The 17,707-nt window shown below is 60.6% G+C and carries 16 protein-coding genes; 8 read left to right on the top strand and 8 right to left on the bottom strand.

Annotated elements, in window-relative coordinates; translation table 11 throughout:
• Nucleotides 1–11: 11 nt before the first annotated feature.
• The 6 genes from leuS to IEV40_RS14750 all read right to left on the bottom strand — a co-directional run bounded on the left by leuS (nt 12) and on the right by IEV40_RS14750 (nt 6,018).
• Nucleotides 12–2,657, bottom strand: coding sequence for a leucine--tRNA ligase (gene leuS, locus IEV40_RS06525; protein ID WP_188420200.1), 2,646 nt, complete (start codon nt 2,655–2,657; stop codon nt 12–14).
• 136 nt (nt 2,658–2,793) lie between these two features.
• The gene (locus tag IEV40_RS06530) at nt 2,794–3,120 is read right to left on the bottom strand and encodes a barstar family protein (RefSeq protein ID WP_188420201.1); all 327 of its coding nucleotides are present in this window, start codon (nt 3,118–3,120) and stop codon (nt 2,794–2,796) included.
• Nucleotides 3,120–3,548 (bottom strand): ExbD/TolR family protein, encoded by a 429-nt coding sequence (locus tag IEV40_RS06535; protein ID WP_188420202.1) that lies wholly within the window; start codon nt 3,546–3,548, stop codon nt 3,120–3,122. The genes IEV40_RS06530 and IEV40_RS06535 overlap by 1 nt, the downstream gene beginning before the upstream one ends.
• Before the next feature lie 23 nt (nt 3,549–3,571).
• Entirely contained in the window at nt 3,572–4,261 is a 690-nt protein-coding gene (locus IEV40_RS06540; protein WP_188420203.1) for a MotA/TolQ/ExbB proton channel family protein, read from the bottom strand.
• A gap of 62 nt (nt 4,262–4,323) precedes the next feature.
• Entirely contained in the window at nt 4,324–5,130 is an 807-nt protein-coding gene (dapB, locus tag IEV40_RS06545; RefSeq protein WP_188420204.1) for a 4-hydroxy-tetrahydrodipicolinate reductase, read from the bottom strand.
• A gap of 81 nt (nt 5,131–5,211) precedes the next feature.
• The gene (locus IEV40_RS14750; RefSeq protein WP_371870036.1) at nt 5,212–6,018 is read right to left on the bottom strand and encodes an outer membrane protein assembly factor BamE; all 807 of its coding nucleotides are present in this window, start codon (nt 6,016–6,018) and stop codon (nt 5,212–5,214) included.
• A gap of 76 nt (nt 6,019–6,094) precedes the next feature.
• Here IEV40_RS14750 and fur point away from each other — a divergent pair, with 76 nt between their 5' ends.
• Nucleotides 6,095–6,520 (top strand): ferric iron uptake transcriptional regulator, encoded by a 426-nt coding sequence (gene fur, locus IEV40_RS06555; protein ID WP_188420206.1) that lies wholly within the window; start codon nt 6,095–6,097, stop codon nt 6,518–6,520.
• A gap of 117 nt (nt 6,521–6,637) precedes the next feature.
• Here fur and hrcA read toward each other — a convergent pair whose 3' ends face one another.
• Nucleotides 6,638–7,666 carry a heat-inducible transcriptional repressor HrcA gene (hrcA, locus tag IEV40_RS06560; protein ID WP_188420207.1) on the bottom strand — a complete coding sequence of 343 codons (1,029 nt, stop codon included), beginning with the start codon at nt 7,664–7,666 and terminating at the stop codon, nt 6,638–6,640.
• A gap of 119 nt (nt 7,667–7,785) precedes the next feature.
• Nucleotides 7,786–8,523, bottom strand: coding sequence for an HAD family hydrolase (locus IEV40_RS06565; RefSeq protein ID WP_188420208.1), 738 nt, complete (start codon nt 8,521–8,523; stop codon nt 7,786–7,788).
• 64 nt (nt 8,524–8,587) lie between these two features.
• Between IEV40_RS06565 and IEV40_RS06570 the strand changes: the two genes are divergently transcribed.
• From IEV40_RS06570 to can, 7 genes are all read left to right on the top strand, one after another.
• Nucleotides 8,588–9,523 carry an NAD kinase gene (locus IEV40_RS06570; RefSeq protein ID WP_188420209.1) on the top strand — a complete coding sequence of 312 codons (936 nt, stop codon included), beginning with the start codon at nt 8,588–8,590 and terminating at the stop codon, nt 9,521–9,523.
• A gap of 75 nt (nt 9,524–9,598) precedes the next feature.
• On the top strand, nt 9,599–11,257 hold the full coding sequence (gene recN / locus IEV40_RS06575; RefSeq protein WP_188420210.1) for a DNA repair protein RecN: 1,659 nt from the start codon (nt 9,599–9,601) through the stop codon (nt 11,255–11,257).
• A 102-nt stretch (nt 11,258–11,359) separates the two neighbouring features.
• On the top strand, nt 11,360–12,466 hold the full coding sequence (gene hemH, locus IEV40_RS06580) for a ferrochelatase (protein WP_188420211.1): 1,107 nt from the start codon (nt 11,360–11,362) through the stop codon (nt 12,464–12,466).
• 461 nt (nt 12,467–12,927) lie between these two features.
• The gene (grpE, locus tag IEV40_RS06585) at nt 12,928–13,473 is read left to right on the top strand and encodes a nucleotide exchange factor GrpE (RefSeq protein WP_188420212.1); all 546 of its coding nucleotides are present in this window, start codon (nt 12,928–12,930) and stop codon (nt 13,471–13,473) included.
• Between the two features lie 112 nt (nt 13,474–13,585).
• A complete protein-coding gene (gene dnaK / locus IEV40_RS06590) occupies nt 13,586–15,529 on the top strand; it encodes a molecular chaperone DnaK (protein WP_188420213.1) in 1,944 nt (647 codons plus the stop codon).
• A gap of 167 nt (nt 15,530–15,696) precedes the next feature.
• A complete protein-coding gene (gene dnaJ / locus IEV40_RS06595; RefSeq protein WP_188420214.1) occupies nt 15,697–16,818 on the top strand; it encodes a molecular chaperone DnaJ in 1,122 nt (373 codons plus the stop codon).
• A 156-nt stretch (nt 16,819–16,974) separates the two neighbouring features.
• Nucleotides 16,975–17,643: a carbonate dehydratase gene (gene can / locus IEV40_RS06600; RefSeq protein WP_188420215.1), complete on the top strand. Its 669-nt coding sequence runs from the start codon at nt 16,975–16,977 to the stop codon at nt 17,641–17,643.
• Nucleotides 17,644–17,707: the final 64 nt, after the last annotated feature.

Genomic DNA, 17,707 nt, shown 5'->3' on the forward strand with positions numbered 1-17,707 from the left:
AGTCAAAGACGTCATGCAACGATGTTGACCAGCTTGCCGGGCACGACGATGATTTTCTTCGGTGTGCCTTCGATGAACTTCTGTACCGTTTCGTTGGCCAGCGCCGCCGCCTCGATGGTCGCCTTGTCGGCATCCCTGGCGACGATCACGCTGCCGCGCAGCTTGCCGTTCACCTGCACCATCAGCTCGATCTCGGCCTGCTCCAGTGCGGCGGCATCGACCTGCGGCCATGGCGCATCGAGGATGTCGCCGAAAGTTTTTGCATAGCCGAGTTCCTGCCACAGCACGTGCACGATGTGCGGCGCGACCGGATACAGCACGCGCAGGAAGATAGCCAGGCCTTCGCTGATCACGGCATTCGATGCGGCTGAATCGTCGAACTTCGCCGCTTCCAGCGTGTTCAGCATCTTCATCGCAGCCGACACGACGGTGTTGTACTGGATGCGCTTGTAATCGCTGTCGGCCTGTTGCAGAACCTTGTTGATTTCGCGGCGCAGCGCCTTGTGCGGTTCCGAAAGCGATTTCACATCGAGTGCATCGTTCTTCGCGACACGCGCGGCTTGTGCATACGCGTAATTCCACACGCGGCGCAGGAAACGGTTCGCACCTTCGACGCCGGAGCCGGACCATTCCAGCGTCTGCTCCGGCGGTGCCGCAAACATCGTGAACAGGCGTGCGGTGTCGGCACCGTATTGGTCGATCTGCGCTTGCGGATCGATGCCGTTGTTCTTCGACTTCGACATCTTTTCGGTGCCGCCGAGTTCGACTGCGTTGCCGTCGGCCTTCAGTACGGCGGAAACCGGGCGACCCTTGTCGTCGAACGTCAGTTCCACGTCGGCCGGGTTGTACCAGGTCTTCTTGCCGCTCTTGTCTTCGCGATAGTAGGTTTCGTTCAGCACCATGCCCTGCGTCAGCAGGTTGACGAACGGTTCGTCGAACTTGACGAGGCCGAAGTCGCGCATGACCTTGGTCCAGAAGCGCGCGTACAGCAGGTGCAGCACCGCGTGTTCGATGCCGCCGATGTACTGGTCCATCGGCATCCAGTAATCGTTGCGCGCATCGACCATCGCGTCGTTCGAACCCGGCGAGCAGTAACGCATGAAGTACCACGACGAATCGACGAAAGTATCCATCGTGTCGGTCTCGCGGCGCGCCGGTTTGCCGCAGCACGGGCAATCGACCTTCAGGAATTGCTCATGCTTGTTCAGCGGATTGCCGCTGCCGTCCGGCACGCAGTCTTCCGGCAGCACGACCGGCAAATCTTTTTCCGGCACCGGGACCGAGCCGCAATCGGGGCAGTTGATCATCGGGATCGGCGTGCCCCAGTAACGCTGGCGCGAGATGCCCCAGTCGCGCAGGCGGTAGGTGATCTTCTTCTCGCCGAGGCCCATTTCTTCCAGATCGGCGGCGATCGCATCGACCGCCTGCTGATAGTTCAGGCCGTCGTATTTGCCGGAATTGATGCAGCGGCCGGCTTCCTTGTCGGCGTACCACTCCTGCCATTTTTCTTCGGAGAAGGTTTTGCCTTCGACGTCGATTACCTGGCGGATTGGCAGTTCGTATTTTTGCGCGAACGCAAAATCGCGTTCGTCGTGTGCCGGCACCCCCATCACGGCACCGTCGCCGTAGGTGATCAGCACGTAGTTGCCGACCCAGACTTCGACCAGCGCGCCGGTCAGCGGATGCTTGACGAAGAGTCCCGTCGGCATGCCTTTCTTTTCCATCGTCGCCATGTCGGCTTCGATGACGCTACCTTGCTTGCATTCGGCGATGAAGTCGGCCAGTTCCGGATTCGATTTCGCGGCGAAGGTTGCCAGCGCGTGTTCCGGTGCAACGGCGCAGAAGCTGACGCCCTTGATGGTGTCGGCACGCGTGGTGAAGACCCACAGCTTGCCGTCGTTGATCAGGTTGTCACCATCCTTGATTTCGTGCGAGAACGCAAAGCGCACGCCGGTCGATTTGCCGATCCAGTTCGATTGCATGATGCGCACGCGTTCCGGCCAGCCGGGCAGCTTGTTGTCGACGTGGTCGAGCAACTCTTCTGCGTAGTCGGTGATGCGCGCGTAGTACATCGGGATTTCGCGCTTTTCGATCACCGCACCGGAACGCCAGCCGCGGCCGTCGATGACCTGTTCGTTCGCCAGCACGGTCTGGTCGATCGGATCCCAGTTCACGGTGCCGGTCTTGCGGTAGATGATGCCTTTTTCCAGCATCTTCAGGAACATCCACTGGTTCCACTTGTAGTACTCGGGCTTGCAGGCGGTCATTTCGCGCGACCAGTCGATCGCCAACCCCATCGATTGCATCTGCGACTTCATGTATTCGATGTTCGAATACGTCCATTGCGCCGGCGGCACATTGTTCTGCATCGCCGCGTTTTCCGCCGGCATGCCGAACGCGTCCCAGCCCATCGGCATCAGCACGTTGTAGCCGTTCATGCGCAGATAGCGGTACATCACGTCGTTGATCGTGTAGTTGCGCACGTGGCCCATGTGCAATTTGCCGGATGGGTAGGGCAGCATCGAGCAGGCGTAGAACTTCTTCTTCGGCTTGCCGTTCGCATCGACTGCGTTCTCGACGGCCTTGTAGGAATCGTTTTTTTGCCAGTGGGCGCGCGCCGCATTTTCGACGTCGGCGGGGCTGTATTTATCTTGCATGTCGGATGAAGCGAGAAAATTGGAGGTGAAGCCGGTGATTATACCGGCTAGGGCACCCGGATGGCGCGTGGAGCAGGCCGGTGCGCGTCGGGAAATCGCGGCTTTTGCGGCGAAATGGCAGTAAAGCGGCGGCTTGTCAGGCGAGCTTCAGGAAAAGGGCAGGTTTTTCGCCGTAATCGGTGTAGCGGTCGTTGATGCCTTCGACGCAGAAAGCGACTTCTTCCAGCAAATCCGGCGCCTGCTTGCGCAAATCGTCGGCATGCGTGATGACGATCTGCAGCACGTCGTTTTCCTGCAGGCGGAATTTCGTCATGTTTTCGTCGTCGCGCAGGTAGCTGAGGCAGTCAATCCAGGCGTCGATGGTGCGGCCGTAAAAATCGGGGAAGCCGAAGGCTTCGGCGCACAGCGTGTGGAAGTCGTTCCAATCGGCGATTTTGCTGCCGTCGAGTTGCACGCTGGGCATTATTTCTTGTCCTGTTCCGGTACCTGCGTGACGAAGCCGAGTTTGCTCAGGCCGTTGGCCTGTGCGCTGCCCATGATCTGGGCGATGACTTCGTAGCGCGTGTTCTTGTCGGCGCGCAGCTGCAATTGCGGTTGCGGCTGCTGTTTGGCGGCGATTGCAAAGCGCTGTTTCAGTTCATCCTGCGTAATCGGTTTGCCGTCCCAGAAGATATTGTTGGTCGCATCGATGGACAAGGTGACGGTTGTTGGTTCGGCCGGTGTCGGCGTGGCCTGCGCAGCCGGCAGGTCGAGCTTGATCGATTGTGTAAACAGCGGCGCGGCGAGGATGAAGATCACCAGCAGCACCAGCATCACGTCCACCATCGGCGTGACGTTGATTTCCGCCATCGGTGCCGGCCGGTTGTTGTCGCTGAATCCGCCGAAGCTCATGGTCGCTTCTCCGAATGAACTGTTTATTTGCCGACGCGCGCGCCGGTGGTCAGGTAGGCGTGCAGATCGTGCGCGAAGGCATCGAGCTCCGCCAGCGTGATGCGGTTGACGCGCACGAAGGCGTTGTAGGCCAGCACGGCCGGAATCGCGACGGCGAGGCCGAGTGCCGTCATGATCAGCGCTTCGCCGACCGGGCCGGCGACCTTGTCGATCTGCACGGTGCCGGCCGCGGAGACTGCGATCAGCGCGTGGTAAATGCCCCAGACCGTACCGAACAGGCCGACGAAGGGTGCAGTGGAGCCGACCGAGGCCAGCAGCGTCAGGCCGCTTTCCAGCCGTGACGATACGCGGTTGATTTCCTGCCGCAGCGTGCGCGTGATCAGTTCGCCCGGATCGGTGTGCGCGTTCAGCGAATTGGATTGCGGCTTGATGTTGGCGGCCTCGACGCTTTGCGCGGCCAGCGGCGTGTAGACGTTTTCACCGTCGGCCGTGCGCAACGTGGCGACTGCATCGGGCAGCGTCGGCGCCTGCCAGAAGTTTTCCAGTGCACTGGCGCTGCGGCGAATGCGCCATGAACTCCAGGCTTTCGACAGGATGTAGAACCAGCTGACGACGGACATCGCCAGCAGTAGCCAGGCGACTGCGTGTGAAACGGCATCCCCCTGCGCCCAGTAGTGTGCGAGTCCCAATCCTTGCGTGGCGCTTGCGTTCATGCGGCTATCCTCGTTGTCGGTCGATCAGGAAAGGGAAAGGGGGAGGCGATTCAATCGGTAAATCAGCGCAGGCCCAGCACGTCCTGCATGTCGTACAGGCCGGTTTTCTTGTCGGCCAGGAAGCGCGCGGCGCGCAGGCTGCCCAATGCGTACGAGACGCGGCTCGACGACTTGTGCGAAATCTCGATGCGCTCGCCGATGCCGGCGAACAGTACCGTGTGATCGCCGATGATGTCGCCGCCGCGCACGGTGGCAAAACCGATGGACGACGGATCGCGTTCGCCGGTTACGCCTTCACGCGCCCAGATGGCGACGTCGTTGAGTTCCTTGCCCAGTGCACCGGCAATGACTTCACCCATCTTGATGGCGGTACCGGACGGTGCATCGACCTTGTGGCGATGGTGCGCCTCGACGATCTCGATGTCGTAGCCTTCGGAAAAATTCTTCGCCGCCATTTCCAGCAGCTTCATCGTCACGTTGACGCCGACGCTCATGTTCGGTGCGAACACGATGGATGTGTATTTCGCTGCCTCGACGATGGCGGCCTTGCCGGCCGCATCGAAACCGGTGGTGCCGATGATCATCTTGATGTTGTTGGCCGCGCAGTATTTCAGATGTTCCAGCGTGCCTTCCGGACGCGTGAAATCGATCAGGAACTGGGAATCGGCCAGACCTTTTGCCAGATCGGATTCGATCAATACGCCGGCCGGTTTGCCGAGGAAGGCTGCGGCGTCAGTACCGATGGCGGGCGACGCAGGAATGTCCAGCGCGCCGGACAATTGCGCATCGTCGGCGTTGAGGATGGCTTCGACAAGCATGTGGCCCATACGGCCGGATGCGCCGGCCACGGCGATTTTCATTGGATTCATCGTGAGACTCGGATTGTCGAGATGGATGCGAAATGTGTTCGAAGCGCGGCACGGATATCGATCGATATCCGTGCCGTACCGTTATTTCTTGGCTTTCTTGGCCTTGTTGGCGATGCGTGCCAGATAGTCGGCTTCGGTCGGCAGATCGCCGCCGCCTTCATAACGGGTGACGAGACCGTCCTGGAAATAGACGGTCACGCGGCTGGTCGTGATTTCGCCGTTGCCCTTTTGCAGGCGGAACGCGTAATCCCAGCGATCGGCATGGAAGATGTCGTTCAGCAGCGGAGTCCCGAGCAGAAAGGTGACCTGATCCTGCGTCATGCCCGGTTTCAGCTGGGCAATCATTTCACGCGAGACGAAATTGCCTTGCTGGACGTCCGGGCGGTAAGGGCGCAGGAAGCCGAGGAAGCGTTTTTGTTGCACCGTCTGCACGCCGGTTGCAGTCGCGCCGGCGGCTGCAGCTTCCGGTACGGCGTTGGTGGCGGTTTCTGCAGCAGCAGATGCAGGCGTCGGGGCGGCAACAGTCTGCGCCGGAGCGTTAGCTGGCACTGGTGCCGGAGCAGACGTAGAAGTCGGTGCGGCCGTCTTGTCGATTGCCGGCGCGGTTTCGGGTGTGGCTTCCATGACCGTGCGGGCGGTTTCGGATGCGCTTGGCTCCTGTGGTGCAGGCGCCGTTGCCTGAGCGGCCGCTTTTTCTTCGGCGACTGGCGCAGCGGCGGCTTCCGGTTTGGTCGGCTCGGCTTTCGGCTCGGTTTTCTTCTGCGCCATCGGCGCCGGTTCTTCCATCAGCGGATTTTTCGACGCACAGCCTGTGAGCACCGCTGCCAGCGTCAGGCAAAATGCGCCGGCGGCAAGCGGGGAACGGCCGAAATGGAAGCGGGTTTGCATAGGGGATCTCGAGCGGTTGAGCAATTGGGCGAAAACACTATATGATAAGGCAGATATCCCCAATCTGAACAAGAACATGCCCAACAATCCATCCGAACTGAAAGCCAGCGGACTCAAGGCCACCTTGCCGCGCCTGAAGATTCTCGACATTTTCCACAATGCCGAGGTACGCCATCTGAGCGCCGAGGACGTCTACAAGATGCTGCTGGCCGACAACCTGGACGTCGGCCTGGCGACCGTTTATCGCGTCTTGACGCAGTTCGAGCAGGCCGGCCTGCTGCAGCGCAACCATTTCGAAACCGGCAAGGCCGTATTCGAACTGAACGAAGGTTCGCACCACGACCATCTGGTCTGCCTGGATTGCGGCAAGGTCGAGGAATTTTTCGACGAGGAAATCGAGCGTCGCCAAGTTCGCATCGCACAGGAATACGGTTTCGAGATCGCCGATCACGCGTTGGCGATTTACGGCCACTGCAAGGATTGCCGCAAGAAAAAGAAATAAGCTTTAGCCTGGGAAAAACGACAATGCATTGAATGTCGTCTGAACGAAAAAAGCCGCCGTTCGCAGGAACAGGCGGCTTTTTTCATGGCCGGTTCAGCATGGCCGATCGGATCGGTTTCAGCCCGGCGAATGGCTGAGCGCGTTCGACAGCAGCTTGGCGGTGATGTCGACGATCGGGATCACGCGCTCGTAGGCCATGCGCGTCGGGCCGATCACGCCCAGCGTGCCGACCACCTTGCCGTTGACCGTATATGGCGACGTAACGATGCTCATCTGGTCGACCGGCACCAGATTCGATTCGCCGCCGATGAATATCTGCACGCCGTTGGCGCGATTGGAAATGTCCAGCAGCTGCATCAGGCTGGTTTTCTGCTCGAACAGTTCGAACAGCTTGCGTAGCGACACCATGTTGGACGACAGCTCGGACACGCTCAACAGATTGCGCTCGCCCGAAATGACGACATCGTCGGAACTGTCGTTCATTGCGTCGCTGCCGGCTTCGACAGCCGCCTGCATCAGGCGCGTCATGTCGTCGCGCAACTGTTGCAACTCGCCCTGCAGGCGCACGCGCACGGCGTCGAAACTCAGCCCGCCATAGTTCTGGTTGATGTAGTTGGCTGCCTGAACCAGTTGCGACGGCGAATAATCGACGTCGGTCAGCAGCAGCCGGTTCTGCACGTCGCCGGAAGGCGTCACGATGACGAGCAGGATGCGCTTTTCGGACAGCCGCAGAAAGTCTATCTGCTGGAATACCGATTCGCGGCGCGGCGTCATCACGATGCCGGCGAATTCGGACAGCGACGACAGGATCTGCGCGGCGTTGGAAATGATCTTCTGCGACGAGCCGGTCTGCATCGTCGTCTGCAGCTTGGTTTCGACCGCGCTTTCGTCGATGCTCTGCACGGTCAGCAGCGTATCGACGAAGACACGATAGCCGCGCGGCGTCGGGATGCGGCCGGCCGAAGTGTGCGGACTGGCGACGAAGCCCATCTCTTCCAGATCGGCCATCACATTGCGGATGGTGGCTGGCGACAGGTCGAGTCCGGAAATGCGCGAAAGCTCGCGCGAACCCACCGGCTGGCCGTCCGCGATATAGCGTTCGACCAGGGCTTTCAGCAGAGTTTGTGCGCGCTTGTCCAGTTGCATGATGAGGCTATTGTAATGAGCTGGCGCGGAAAGCGGAATGCCGATTATTTTTTCCGCAGATTTCGCAGAGCGCGTGCTTGCCGAAATGACAAATCGACGGCATCGTTTTGCATGTGCGTTCAGGAAGTCCGGTGGCGCGCGTTCAGCCAGTCGTGCACTTCATGCAGCGTGATGCAGCTGGCGGCTGGCACGACATGGCCGGGCAGGGTGCGGGCGAAACGGTTCATCCAGACCGCATGCAGGCCGGCATTCTGCGCGCCTTGCACGTCGAGCAGCGGATCGTCGCCGACGTAGAGCGTTTCGTGCGGCGCGACCGACAGGGCATCGCAGGCGGCAAGAAAAATTTCCGGATCGGGTTTGGCGCTGCCGAACTGATGGGCGGCGAGCGAAACGCGGAAGTGATGCGCCAGCCCGATCGTCTGCAGGTCGGCAAAGCCGTTGGAGACGGAGCCGAGCAGATAGCGTTCGCCCAGCAGCGTCAGTGCCGGCGCGACGTCGTCGAACGGCGTGACCGCATTGCGTGCTTCGGAAAACACCGCCATCGCCTGTTCCATGCGTGCCGCATCTTCGCCGCAGAGTGTGCAGGCATGTGTCAGCGTCGCATGGCGCAGCGCCCACAGGTCGAAACGGTAGCGCGGATCGGCGGCTGCCAGTTCGTCGCGCAGTGCGCGCAACTCGGCAATGCTGAACCGGCGCGGAATGCCGGGCGCGTGCAGCCCCAGCCAGTCGTGCAGCGCGGTTTCGGCGCGCAGGATGACGGCTTCCAGCGGCCACAACGTGTCGTCCAGATCGAACAGGATGGCGCGGATCGGCGTGTCGGAAGGTAAGGTGACGGGCAAGGCGGAAGGTTGCGGCATGATCAGTTCTTCGCGGAATGCATAGTGCAATCGAAGGGGGAATTATGGTCTAATCAGCGGCATCATGCCGTCCACACCACATTCTTATACTGCCGCTTCTTTCAAGACCGTTGCCATCTTCGCCAAGCAGAAGGCCGGTGAAACCTCGCATTCCGCCGACGATATCACGCAGGCGCTGACGCAGATTGCCGATTTCCTGACCGCCACCGGCCATCGCGTCATTTTCGGCGCACAGACTGCGGAGCGCTTCCAGCTGAGCGGCGAGATCATGACGCTGCCCGATATCAGTGAACTCGCCGACGTCGCCATCGTGGTCGGCGGCGACGGCACCATGCTCGGCATCGCGCGCCAGTTGGCGCCGTACGACGTGCCGCTGATCGGCATCAACCAGGGCCGGCTCGGCTTCATGACCGATATTGCCTTCGACGACATGATGCCGCTGCTGCGTGCCATGCTGGAAGGCAAGGTCGTCTCGGAAACGCGCACGCTGCTGCAGGGCTCGATCTACCGTAGCGGCGAACTGATGCATCACACGCTGGCGTTCAACGACGTCGTGCTGTCGCGCGGTTCGGGTTCCGGCATGATCGAATTGCGCGTGCACGTGGATGGGCTGTTCATGTACAACCAGCGTTCCGACGGCTTGATCATGGCGACGCCGACCGGCTCCACCGCGTATGCGCTGTCGGCCGGCGGTGCGTTGATGCATCCGCGCCTGAACGGCATCATCCTGGTGCCGATTGCGCCGCATGCATTGTCGAATCGTCCGATCGTGGTGCCGGATTCCAGCGAGATCGAGATCGAAGTGGTCGGTGGCCGCGAGAGCAATGTCAATTTCGACATGCAGTCGGTTGCCAGCCTGCAGCACGGCGACCGCATCGTCGTCAAACGTTCCGAATTCACGATTACCTTCCTGCATCCGGAAGGCTGGAATTATTACGACACGCTGCGCGAAAAGCTGCACTGGAACGAATATCCGTCCGTACAAGGGCAGTTAAAATAATCGCGGTCCCGTTCAATCCTTAACCGAATCGTTCCATCGAACATGGTGGAACGTGCGAGCCGGAATCCATTCTTCATGTTGCGTACGCTTTCCATTCGCGATTTCGTCATCGTCGATGCCATCGAGCTTGAATTTTCGGCCGGTTTTTCGGTATTTACCGGCGAAACCGGCGCTGGCAAATCCATCCTGATCGACGCGCTGGCGCTTGCGCTGGGCGGACGCGGCGATGCCAGCGTGGTGCGCGAAGGTGCGGCCAGGGCGGATATCACCGCGGAATTTGCTCTGGATACCCTGCAATCCGAATTGCAGGGCTGGCTGGCCGCCAACGAATTCGACAACGACGAAGGCAGCATCCTGCTGCGCCGCGTGATCGATAGCGCCGGCCGTTCCAAGGCTTTCATCAACGGCATTACCGCGACGGCGGCGCAATTGCGCGAACTCGGCGAGCAACTGGTCGATATCCACGGCCAGCATGCGCATCAGTCGCTGTTGAAGAACGATGCGCAGCGCCGGTTGCTGGATAACCAGGCCGGACTGCAGGATGAGGCCAAGGCGGTCGCTGCCGCTTACAAGGCATGGCGCGCGCTGACGAAGCAGCGCGAGGAGTTCGAGACGAATGCGAAGAACGTGCTGCTGGAGCGCGAGCGCCTCGAATGGCAGGTCGGCGAACTGGAAAAGCTGGCCGCCAAGCCGGGCGAGTGGAACGAAATCAGCAACGAGCACAGCCGCCTGTCGCATGCCGCCAGCCTGATCGAAGGCGCACAGGATGCGTTGAACCTGATTTCCGAATCCGATACGGCGCCGATGCTGTCGCAGCTGTCCGGCATCACCACGCGGCTGGGCAAGCTGGTCGATCTGGATGCAGGCTTGCAGCCGGCGCTGGACATGCTGGAGCCGGCGCGCATCCAGTTGCAGGAAGCCGTCTATGCGCTGAACGATTACCTGGGCCGCATCGAGCTCGATCCGGCGCGGTTGCGCGAGGTCGAACGCCGGATGGAAGACCTGCACGGCGCGGCGCGCAAATTCCATGTCGAACCAGACGATTTGTCGCAGGAGTTCGATCGCCTGTCTGAACAATTGCAGCAACTGGCCGATGCCAGCGATCTCGATGCGCTGCGGGCGCAGGAAGAAAAACTGAAAGCAGCCTACATGACGGCGGCGCAGAAACTGTCGAAGGCGCGTGCCAAGGCGGCAAAGGCGCTGGGCACGGCGGTGACGGCAGCAATGCAGGAACTGAGCATGGCCGGCGGCAAGTTCGACATCACGCTGCAAGCGTGCGATCCGGCGTCCTTCGGCCTGGAGCAGGTTGAATTTCTGGTGGCCGGCCATGCCGGCACGACGCCGCGTCCGCTGGCGAAGGTCGCTTCCGGCGGTGAGCTGGCGCGCATCTCGCTGGCGATCTCCGTCATCACGTCGAGTGCGACGGCGACGCCGACCTTGATCTTCGACGAAGTCGACAGCGGTATCGGCGGTGGTGTGGCGGAAGTCGTCGGCCGTTTGCTGCGCAAGCTGGGGCAGGATCGTCAGGTGTTGTGCGTGACGCATCTGCCGCAGGTTGCCAGTCAGGCTAACCTGCATTTTCAGGTCAGCAAGCACAATAGCGATGGCAAGACGCTGTCGGCCATTGCGCCGCTGGACAGCGATGCGCGCGTCGAGGAAATTGCGCGCATGCTGGGTGGGCTGGAAATCACGGCGACCACGCGTTCGCATGCACGCGAGTTGCTGGCAAGCTGAGCGTTCCATTTCAGCGGTACGGCTTATTGCCGACGCAAACATCGACGCAGCACATCGACGTAAAACCTCGACAGAACATCGAAGCAGAAAGAAAACGTTCCCATGCCCTTTCGCCCCGAGCCGCCTTATCAGCACGGCACACTGCCGAAAACCGCCGTGGTGCTCGTCAATCTCGGCACGCCCGATGCGCCGACCGCTTCCGCCGTACGGCGCTACCTGAAGCAGTTTCTGTCCGATCCGCGCGTGGTCGAGATTCCGCGCGCGATCTGGTGGTGGATTCTGCACCTGGTCATCCTGCCGTTTCGCTCCGGCGCATCTGCCAAGAAGTACGAAACGATCTGGAGCGACGAAGGTTCGCCGCTGAAGGTGCATACCGAGCAGCAGGCGCGGCTGCTGGCTGGTTATCTGGGCGAACGTGGCCACAAGGTGCGCGTCAGCTACGCGATGCGCTACGGCAGTCCATCGTTGCCCGAGGTGCTGGAAAAATTGAAAGCCGACGGCTGCGAACGCATCCTGGTGTTGCCGGCCTATCCGCAATATTCGGGAACGACGACGGCTTCCATCTTCGACGCCGTGTTCGCCCATTACAGGCAGGTGCGCAATGTGCCCGAACTGCGCTTCGTCAAGCACTACCACGATCATGACGGCTATATCGCCGCGCTGAAAAAGTCGGTGCTTGCTCACTGGGAAATAGCCGGGCGGCCGGAAAAGCTGGTCATGAGCTTCCACGGCGTGCCGAAACGCACCTTGTTGCGCGGCGATCCCTACCATTGCGAATGCCTGAAGACGGCACGCTTGCTTGCGCAGGAACTGGGTCTGACGCCGGATCAGTATCTGGTGACCTTCCAGTCGCGCTTCGGCCGCGCCGAATGGCTGCAGCCGTACACGGCGCCGACGCTGGAACAACTGGCGCGTGAGGGCGTGCGCCGCGTCGATGTGATCTGCCCCGGTTTCACCAGCGATTGCCTGGAAACGCTGGAGGAGATCGCGATGGAAGTGCGTCACGGCTTCCTGCAGGCCGGCGGTGCCGAGTTCAACTACATTCCGTGCCTGAACGAAGACGATGCCTGGATACGTGCACTGGCAGATATTGCCGAACTGCACATGATCGGCTGGCCGACCGTGGTTTCGCCGGCCTTGCGCGAGGCATTGGATGAACAGGCGAGAATGTCGCGGGAAGCGGCATTGCGTCTTGGCGCGGGAAATTAGTTTGAACTTGACCTGCGACGGTTGCGAACCGCCGCGGTTGGCGAGATAGTCACATCGCTCGGCGCGACATAACGTAGTGCAATGCCGCAGTGCAATGCAAAATACACCGGCGCTTACAGCGTGATCGTGCAGATCACAGCTGCGGCCGCCACCGTATAAGCCGCCACGACGGTCGCAGAAATGAGCGGCAGCTTCATGATTTTCTCCTTCGCAAAGGCTGAAAACCGTGGGAAAACGGGCGGAAACCCCTTGCTCCGCCTGTTATCAGACTAGCCATTACGGCTGAAAATGCCAGCTGATGAGCCGAAAAAATTGTAACAACGGCATGCCGCAGCGATTATCATCGCGGGTTCGCGCACAAATTCCGCATCAATATCCCTTGAAATAGTGTGGGATAACCCCATGTGGTTTGTCGCATTGACATTCTTTGTCATAACTCATTGATTGTTGGAGATTTTTTGATGCAAGACCAGGATAAATACGCCGAGCAGCAGGCTGCGTCCATGGAAGAGGCGGGAGCAGCCGCCGAAGCCTCAGCCCCGGCGGCGCAGACGCTGGAAGAGCAGCTCGCGGCCTCGCAGCAACTGGTGCAGGAACTGCAGGATGCGTTCCTGCGTGCCAAGGCGGAAGCGGAAAACGCCCGCCGCCGCGCCCAGGACGACATCACGCGTGCGCACAAATTCGCCATCGAAGGGTTTGCCGAGGCGCTGGTGCCGGTGAAGGACAGCCTGGAAATGGCGTTGCAGGTCGAAGCGCCGACCGTCGAATCGCTGAAAGAGGGCGTGGATATGACGCTGAAGCAGTTGACCGCTGCGTTCGAAAAGAACCGCCTGTTCGAAATCAAGCCGCAAGCGGGCGAGAAGCTCGATCCGATGAAGCATCAGGCGATCTCGATGGTGCCGGCCGATCAGGAGCCGAACACCGTCGTCGCCGTATTGCAGAAGGGCTACCTGATTGCCGACCGCCTGTTGCGCCCTGCGCTGGTGACGGTCGCACAGGAAAAATAGCTTGAAAGCACCGCCGTGCACCGCATATTGACGGTAACGGCAGCAATTTGAAGGGTTTGCTGCGCGAATCCACTCACAGAGATTACAGATAGTCAGATAAGGAAAATTCATCATGGGCAAAATCATTGGCATTGACCTGGGTACGACCAACTCCTGCGTCGCCGTCATGGAAGGCGGTAAATCCAAGGTCATCGAAAACTCCGAAGGCGCGCGTACCACGCCTTCCGTCATCGCTTATCAGGAAGACGGCGAGATCCTCGTCGGCGCACCTGCGAAGCGCCAGGCCGTCACCAATCCGAAGAACACGCTGTACGCCGTCAAGCGTTTGATCGGCCGCAAGTTCGACGAGAAGGAAGTGCAGAAGGACATCGGCCTGATGCCGTACCAGATCACCAAGGCGGACAACGGCGACGCTTGGGTCACCGTGCGCGACAAGAAACTGGCGCCGCCGCAGATTTCGGCGGAAGTGCTGCGCAAGATGAAGAAGACGGCCGAAGACTATCTCGGCGAGGAAGTGACCGAAGCCGTCATCACGGTGCCGGCCTACTTCAACGATTCGCAGCGTCAGGCGACCAAGGACGCCGGCCGCATTGCCGGTCTGGACGTCAAGCGCATCATCAACGAGCCGACCGCGGCAGCGCTGGCTTTCGGCCTCGACAAATCGGAAAAGGGCGACCGCAAGATCGCCGTGTATGACTTGGGCGGCGGCACTTTCGATGTCTCGATCATCGAGATCGCGGACGTCGACGGTGAAATGCAGTTCGAAGTGCTGTCGACCAACGGCGACACCTTCCTCGGCGGCGAAGATTTCGATCAGCGCCTGATCGACTACATCATCGAAGAATTCAAGAAGATCAACGGCCTCGACCTGTCGAAGGACGCGATCGCATTGCAGCGCATCAAGGCATCGGCCGAGCGCGCGAAGATCGAGCTGTCGTCATCGCAGCAGACCGAGATCAACGAGCCGTACATCGCGATGGCGAACGGCGCGCCGGTCCACCTGACGCTGAAGATCACGCGTGCCAAGCTGGAATCGCTGGTCGAGGACCTGATCACCAAGTCGATCGAACCTTGTCGTACCGCGATCAAGGACGCCGGCGTGAAAGTGTCGGACATCGACGACATCATCCTGGTCGGCGGCCAGACCCGCATGCCGAAAGTGCAGGAAGCAGTGAAGGACTTCTTCGGCAAGGAGCCGCGCAAGGACGTCAACCCTGACGAAGCCGTCGCTGTCGGTGCCGCGATCCAGGGTTCCGTGCTGTCGGGCGACCGCAAGGATCTGCTGCTGCTGGACGTGACGCCGCTGTCGCTGGGTATCGAAACGCTGGGCGGCGTGATGACCAAGATGATCCAGAAGAACACCACGATCCCGACCAAGTTCTCGCAAGTGTTCTCGACTGCCGACGACAGCCAGCCGGCCGTGACGATCAAGGTCTATCAGGGCGAGCGTGAAATGGCCGTCGGCAACAAGGGCCTGGGCGAGTTCAACCTCGAAGGCATTCCGCCGGCACCGCGCGGCACGCCGCAGATCGAAGTCACCTTCGATATCGACGCCAACGGCATTCTGCACGTCAGCGCGAAGGACAAGGCGACCGGCAAGGAAAACAAGATCACCATCAAGGCCAACTCTGGTCTGACCGAGGAAGAAATCCAGAAGATGGTGCAGGACGCCGAAGCCAACGCGGAAGAAGACAAGCGCGCCAAGGAAATCGCGGAAGCGCGTAACCAGGGCGATGCGCTGGTGCACTCGACCCGCAAGTCGCTGACCGAATACGGCGACAAGCTGGAAGCCGGCGAGAAAGACAAGATCGAAGCAGCCATCAAGGATCTGGAAGATGCGCTGAAGGGCGGCGACAAGGCAGCCATCGACGAGAAGACCGCTGCACTGACCGCAGCCGCGCAGAAGCTCGGCGAGAAGATGTATGCCGACATGCAGGCGCAGCAAGCTGCTGCCGGTGGTGAAGCAGGTGCCGACGCCGGTGCGCAAGCCGAAGCCAAGCCACAGGAAGACGATGTGGTCGACGCCGATTTCAAGGAAGTCAAAGATAACAAGTAATGTCGTCTGCAGCGCCGTTCGTCATGGGCGGCGCTGGACGTTTCACTGAAAGCGGAACGTCCGATTTCCTCCGCAGGATGTCGCAAGACTCGCCGGGTCGAAAGCCGAAAAGCTTGGACTCGGCGTTTTAGTGTAGATGGCAGTAGAGAAACAAAGGGTGCCTGTATATGGCGAAACGCGATTTTTACGAAGTGCTCGGTGTCGGCAAGAACGCCACCGATGACGAAATCAAGAAGGCCTATCGCAAGCTGGCGATGAAACATCATCCGGACCGCAATCCGGACAGCAAGGGAGCCGAAGACAAGTTCAAGGAGGCGAAGGAAGCCTACGAGATGCTGTCCGACCCGCAGAAGCGCGATGCCTACGACCGTTACGGCCATGCCGGCGTCGATCCCAACATGGGTATGGGCGGTGGTGGAGGCGGCGGCTTCGCCGATGCCTTCGGTGACATTTTCGGCGATATCTTCGGCCAGGCAGCTGGCCGTGGCCGTGGCGGTCCGCAGGTCTATCGCGGCGCCGATCTGCGTTACAACCTCGAAATTTCGCTGGAGCAGGCGGCGCACGGCTACGACACGACGATCCGCGTGCCGTCGTGGGACAACTGCGACACCTGCCACGGCAGCGGCGCCAAGCCGGGCACGTCGCCGGTCACCTGCACGACCTGCGGCGGCCATGGCCAGGTGCGCATGCAGCAGGGTTTCTTCAGCGTGCTGCAGACCTGCCCGAAATGCCACGGCACCGGCAAGATCAATCCGTCGCCATGCGGTACCTGCAGCGGCGCCGGCAAGATCAAGCGCAACAAGACGCTGGAAGTGAAAATCCCGGCCGGTATCGACGACGGCATGCGCATCCGTTCGTCCGGCAATGGCGAGCCGGGCATGAACGGCGGTCCGCCGGGCGACCTGTACGTCGAGATCCGCATCAAGCCGCATCCGATGTTCCAGCGCGAAGGCGACGATCTGCATTGCGAGATTCCGATCTCGTTCGCACGCGCCGCGCTGGGCGGCGAGATCGAAGTGCCGACGCTGAGCGGCAAGGCCGCCTTCACGATCCCGGAAGGCACGCAGACCGGCAAGGTTTTCCGCCTGCGTAACAAGGGCATCAAGGGCGTGCGTTCCGGCTATGCCGGCGATCTGTTCTGCCACGTCGTCGTCGAGACGCCGGTCACGCTGACCGATCGCCAGAAGGAACTGCTGCGCGAATTCGACCAGTTGACGACCGAAGGCGGCGCCAAGCACAGTCCGCAGACCAAGACCTGGAAGGACAAGGTCAAGGATTTCTTCGAATAAGGCATCCTCCTTTACACAAGCCGCTGACGATCTCAGCGGCTTTTTCATGTCCGCGCCGCGGATATCGATAACGGAATCTTGATCGGCGTTCCGCTAGAATGACGGCGCTTTTCAACACCTGTCCGCGCAAGCGGACGTGCCACGAATGGATCGAACATGACGAACGAGAACAAGGAAGCACGCGAACTGGAACAGTTGCTCGCCAGCAATCGACGCTGGGCCGAGTCCATGGTCACGCAGGACAAGGAATTCTTTGCCAAGCTGGCGGCGCAGCAATCGCCCGATTACCTGTGGATAGGCTGTTCGGACAGTCGCGTGCCGGCCAACCAGATTGTCGATCTGCTGCCGGGCGAATTGTTTGTGCATCGTAATATCGCCAACGTCGTCGCCCATTCGGACCTGAACTGCCTGGCTGTGCTGCAGTTCGCGATCGACGTGCTGAAGGTGCGTCACATCATCGTTTGCGGCCACTACGGCTGTTCCGGTGTGCATGCCGCAATGACTGGACGTCGCGTCGGCCTGGCCGACAACTGGTTGCGCCACGTGCAGGACGTGCACCAGAAACACGGCCGCTATCTGGGCGACGCCCTGCAGCCGAGCGAGCAGCACGACCGCTTGTGCGAACTGAACGTCATCGAGCAAGTGGCCAATGTTTGCCGTACGACTATCGTGCAGGATGCCTGGGAACGCGGGCAGGACGTCACCGTGCACGGCTGGGTCTACGGCCTGAAGGACGGCTTGCTGACCGATCTGAACGTGACGGTCGACAACGAACAGGCAGTGGATGCCACGCTGCAGCATGCTTTTTCCCGTTACGAGAAATAACCAGCAACGCTTGCCGATCGCGGCAGCGGTTCTATACTGACGTGCATCGAACCTGAACGGCAGC

This window comes from Oxalicibacterium solurbis, assembly GCF_014635845.1.
GTDB classification, from domain to species: domain Bacteria; phylum Pseudomonadota; class Gammaproteobacteria; order Burkholderiales; family Burkholderiaceae_D; genus Oxalicibacterium; species Oxalicibacterium solurbis.

Bases quoted from the DNA above. Each gene is read 5' to 3' on its own strand.
- dnaK (WP_188420213.1), top strand. From the start codon at position 13,586: ATGGGCAAAATCATTGGCATTGACCTGGGTACGACCAACTCCTGCGTC.
- IEV40_RS06570 (WP_188420209.1), top strand. From the start codon at position 8,588: ATGCCGTCCACACCACATTCTTATACTGCCGCTTCTTTCAAGACCGTT.
- hemH (WP_188420211.1), top strand. From the start codon at position 11,360: ATGCCCTTTCGCCCCGAGCCGCCTTATCAGCACGGCACACTGCCGAAA.
- IEV40_RS06535 (WP_188420202.1), bottom strand. From the start codon at position 3,548: ATGAGCTTCGGCGGATTCAGCGACAACAACCGGCCGGCACCGATGGCG.
- fur (WP_188420206.1), top strand. From the start codon at position 6,095: ATGCCCAACAATCCATCCGAACTGAAAGCCAGCGGACTCAAGGCCACC.
- grpE (WP_188420212.1), top strand. From the start codon at position 12,928: ATGCAAGACCAGGATAAATACGCCGAGCAGCAGGCTGCGTCCATGGAA.
- recN (WP_188420210.1), top strand. From the start codon at position 9,599: ATGTTGCGTACGCTTTCCATTCGCGATTTCGTCATCGTCGATGCCATC.
- IEV40_RS06540 (WP_188420203.1), bottom strand. From the start codon at position 4,261: ATGAACGCAAGCGCCACGCAAGGATTGGGACTCGCACACTACTGGGCG.
- dnaJ (WP_188420214.1), top strand. From the start codon at position 15,697: ATGGCGAAACGCGATTTTTACGAAGTGCTCGGTGTCGGCAAGAACGCC.
- can (WP_188420215.1), top strand. From the start codon at position 16,975: ATGACGAACGAGAACAAGGAAGCACGCGAACTGGAACAGTTGCTCGCC.
- IEV40_RS06530 (WP_188420201.1), bottom strand. From the start codon at position 3,120: ATGCCCAGCGTGCAACTCGACGGCAGCAAAATCGCCGATTGGAACGAC.
- dapB (WP_188420204.1), bottom strand. From the start codon at position 5,130: ATGAATCCAATGAAAATCGCCGTGGCCGGCGCATCCGGCCGTATGGGC.
- IEV40_RS06565 (WP_188420208.1), bottom strand. From the start codon at position 8,523: ATGCCGCAACCTTCCGCCTTGCCCGTCACCTTACCTTCCGACACGCCG.
- IEV40_RS14750 (WP_371870036.1), bottom strand. From the start codon at position 6,018: ATGCAAACCCGCTTCCATTTCGGCCGTTCCCCGCTTGCCGCCGGCGCA.
- leuS (WP_188420200.1), bottom strand. From the start codon at position 2,657: ATGCAAGATAAATACAGCCCCGCCGACGTCGAAAATGCGGCGCGCGCC.
- hrcA (WP_188420207.1), bottom strand. From the start codon at position 7,666: ATGCAACTGGACAAGCGCGCACAAACTCTGCTGAAAGCCCTGGTCGAA.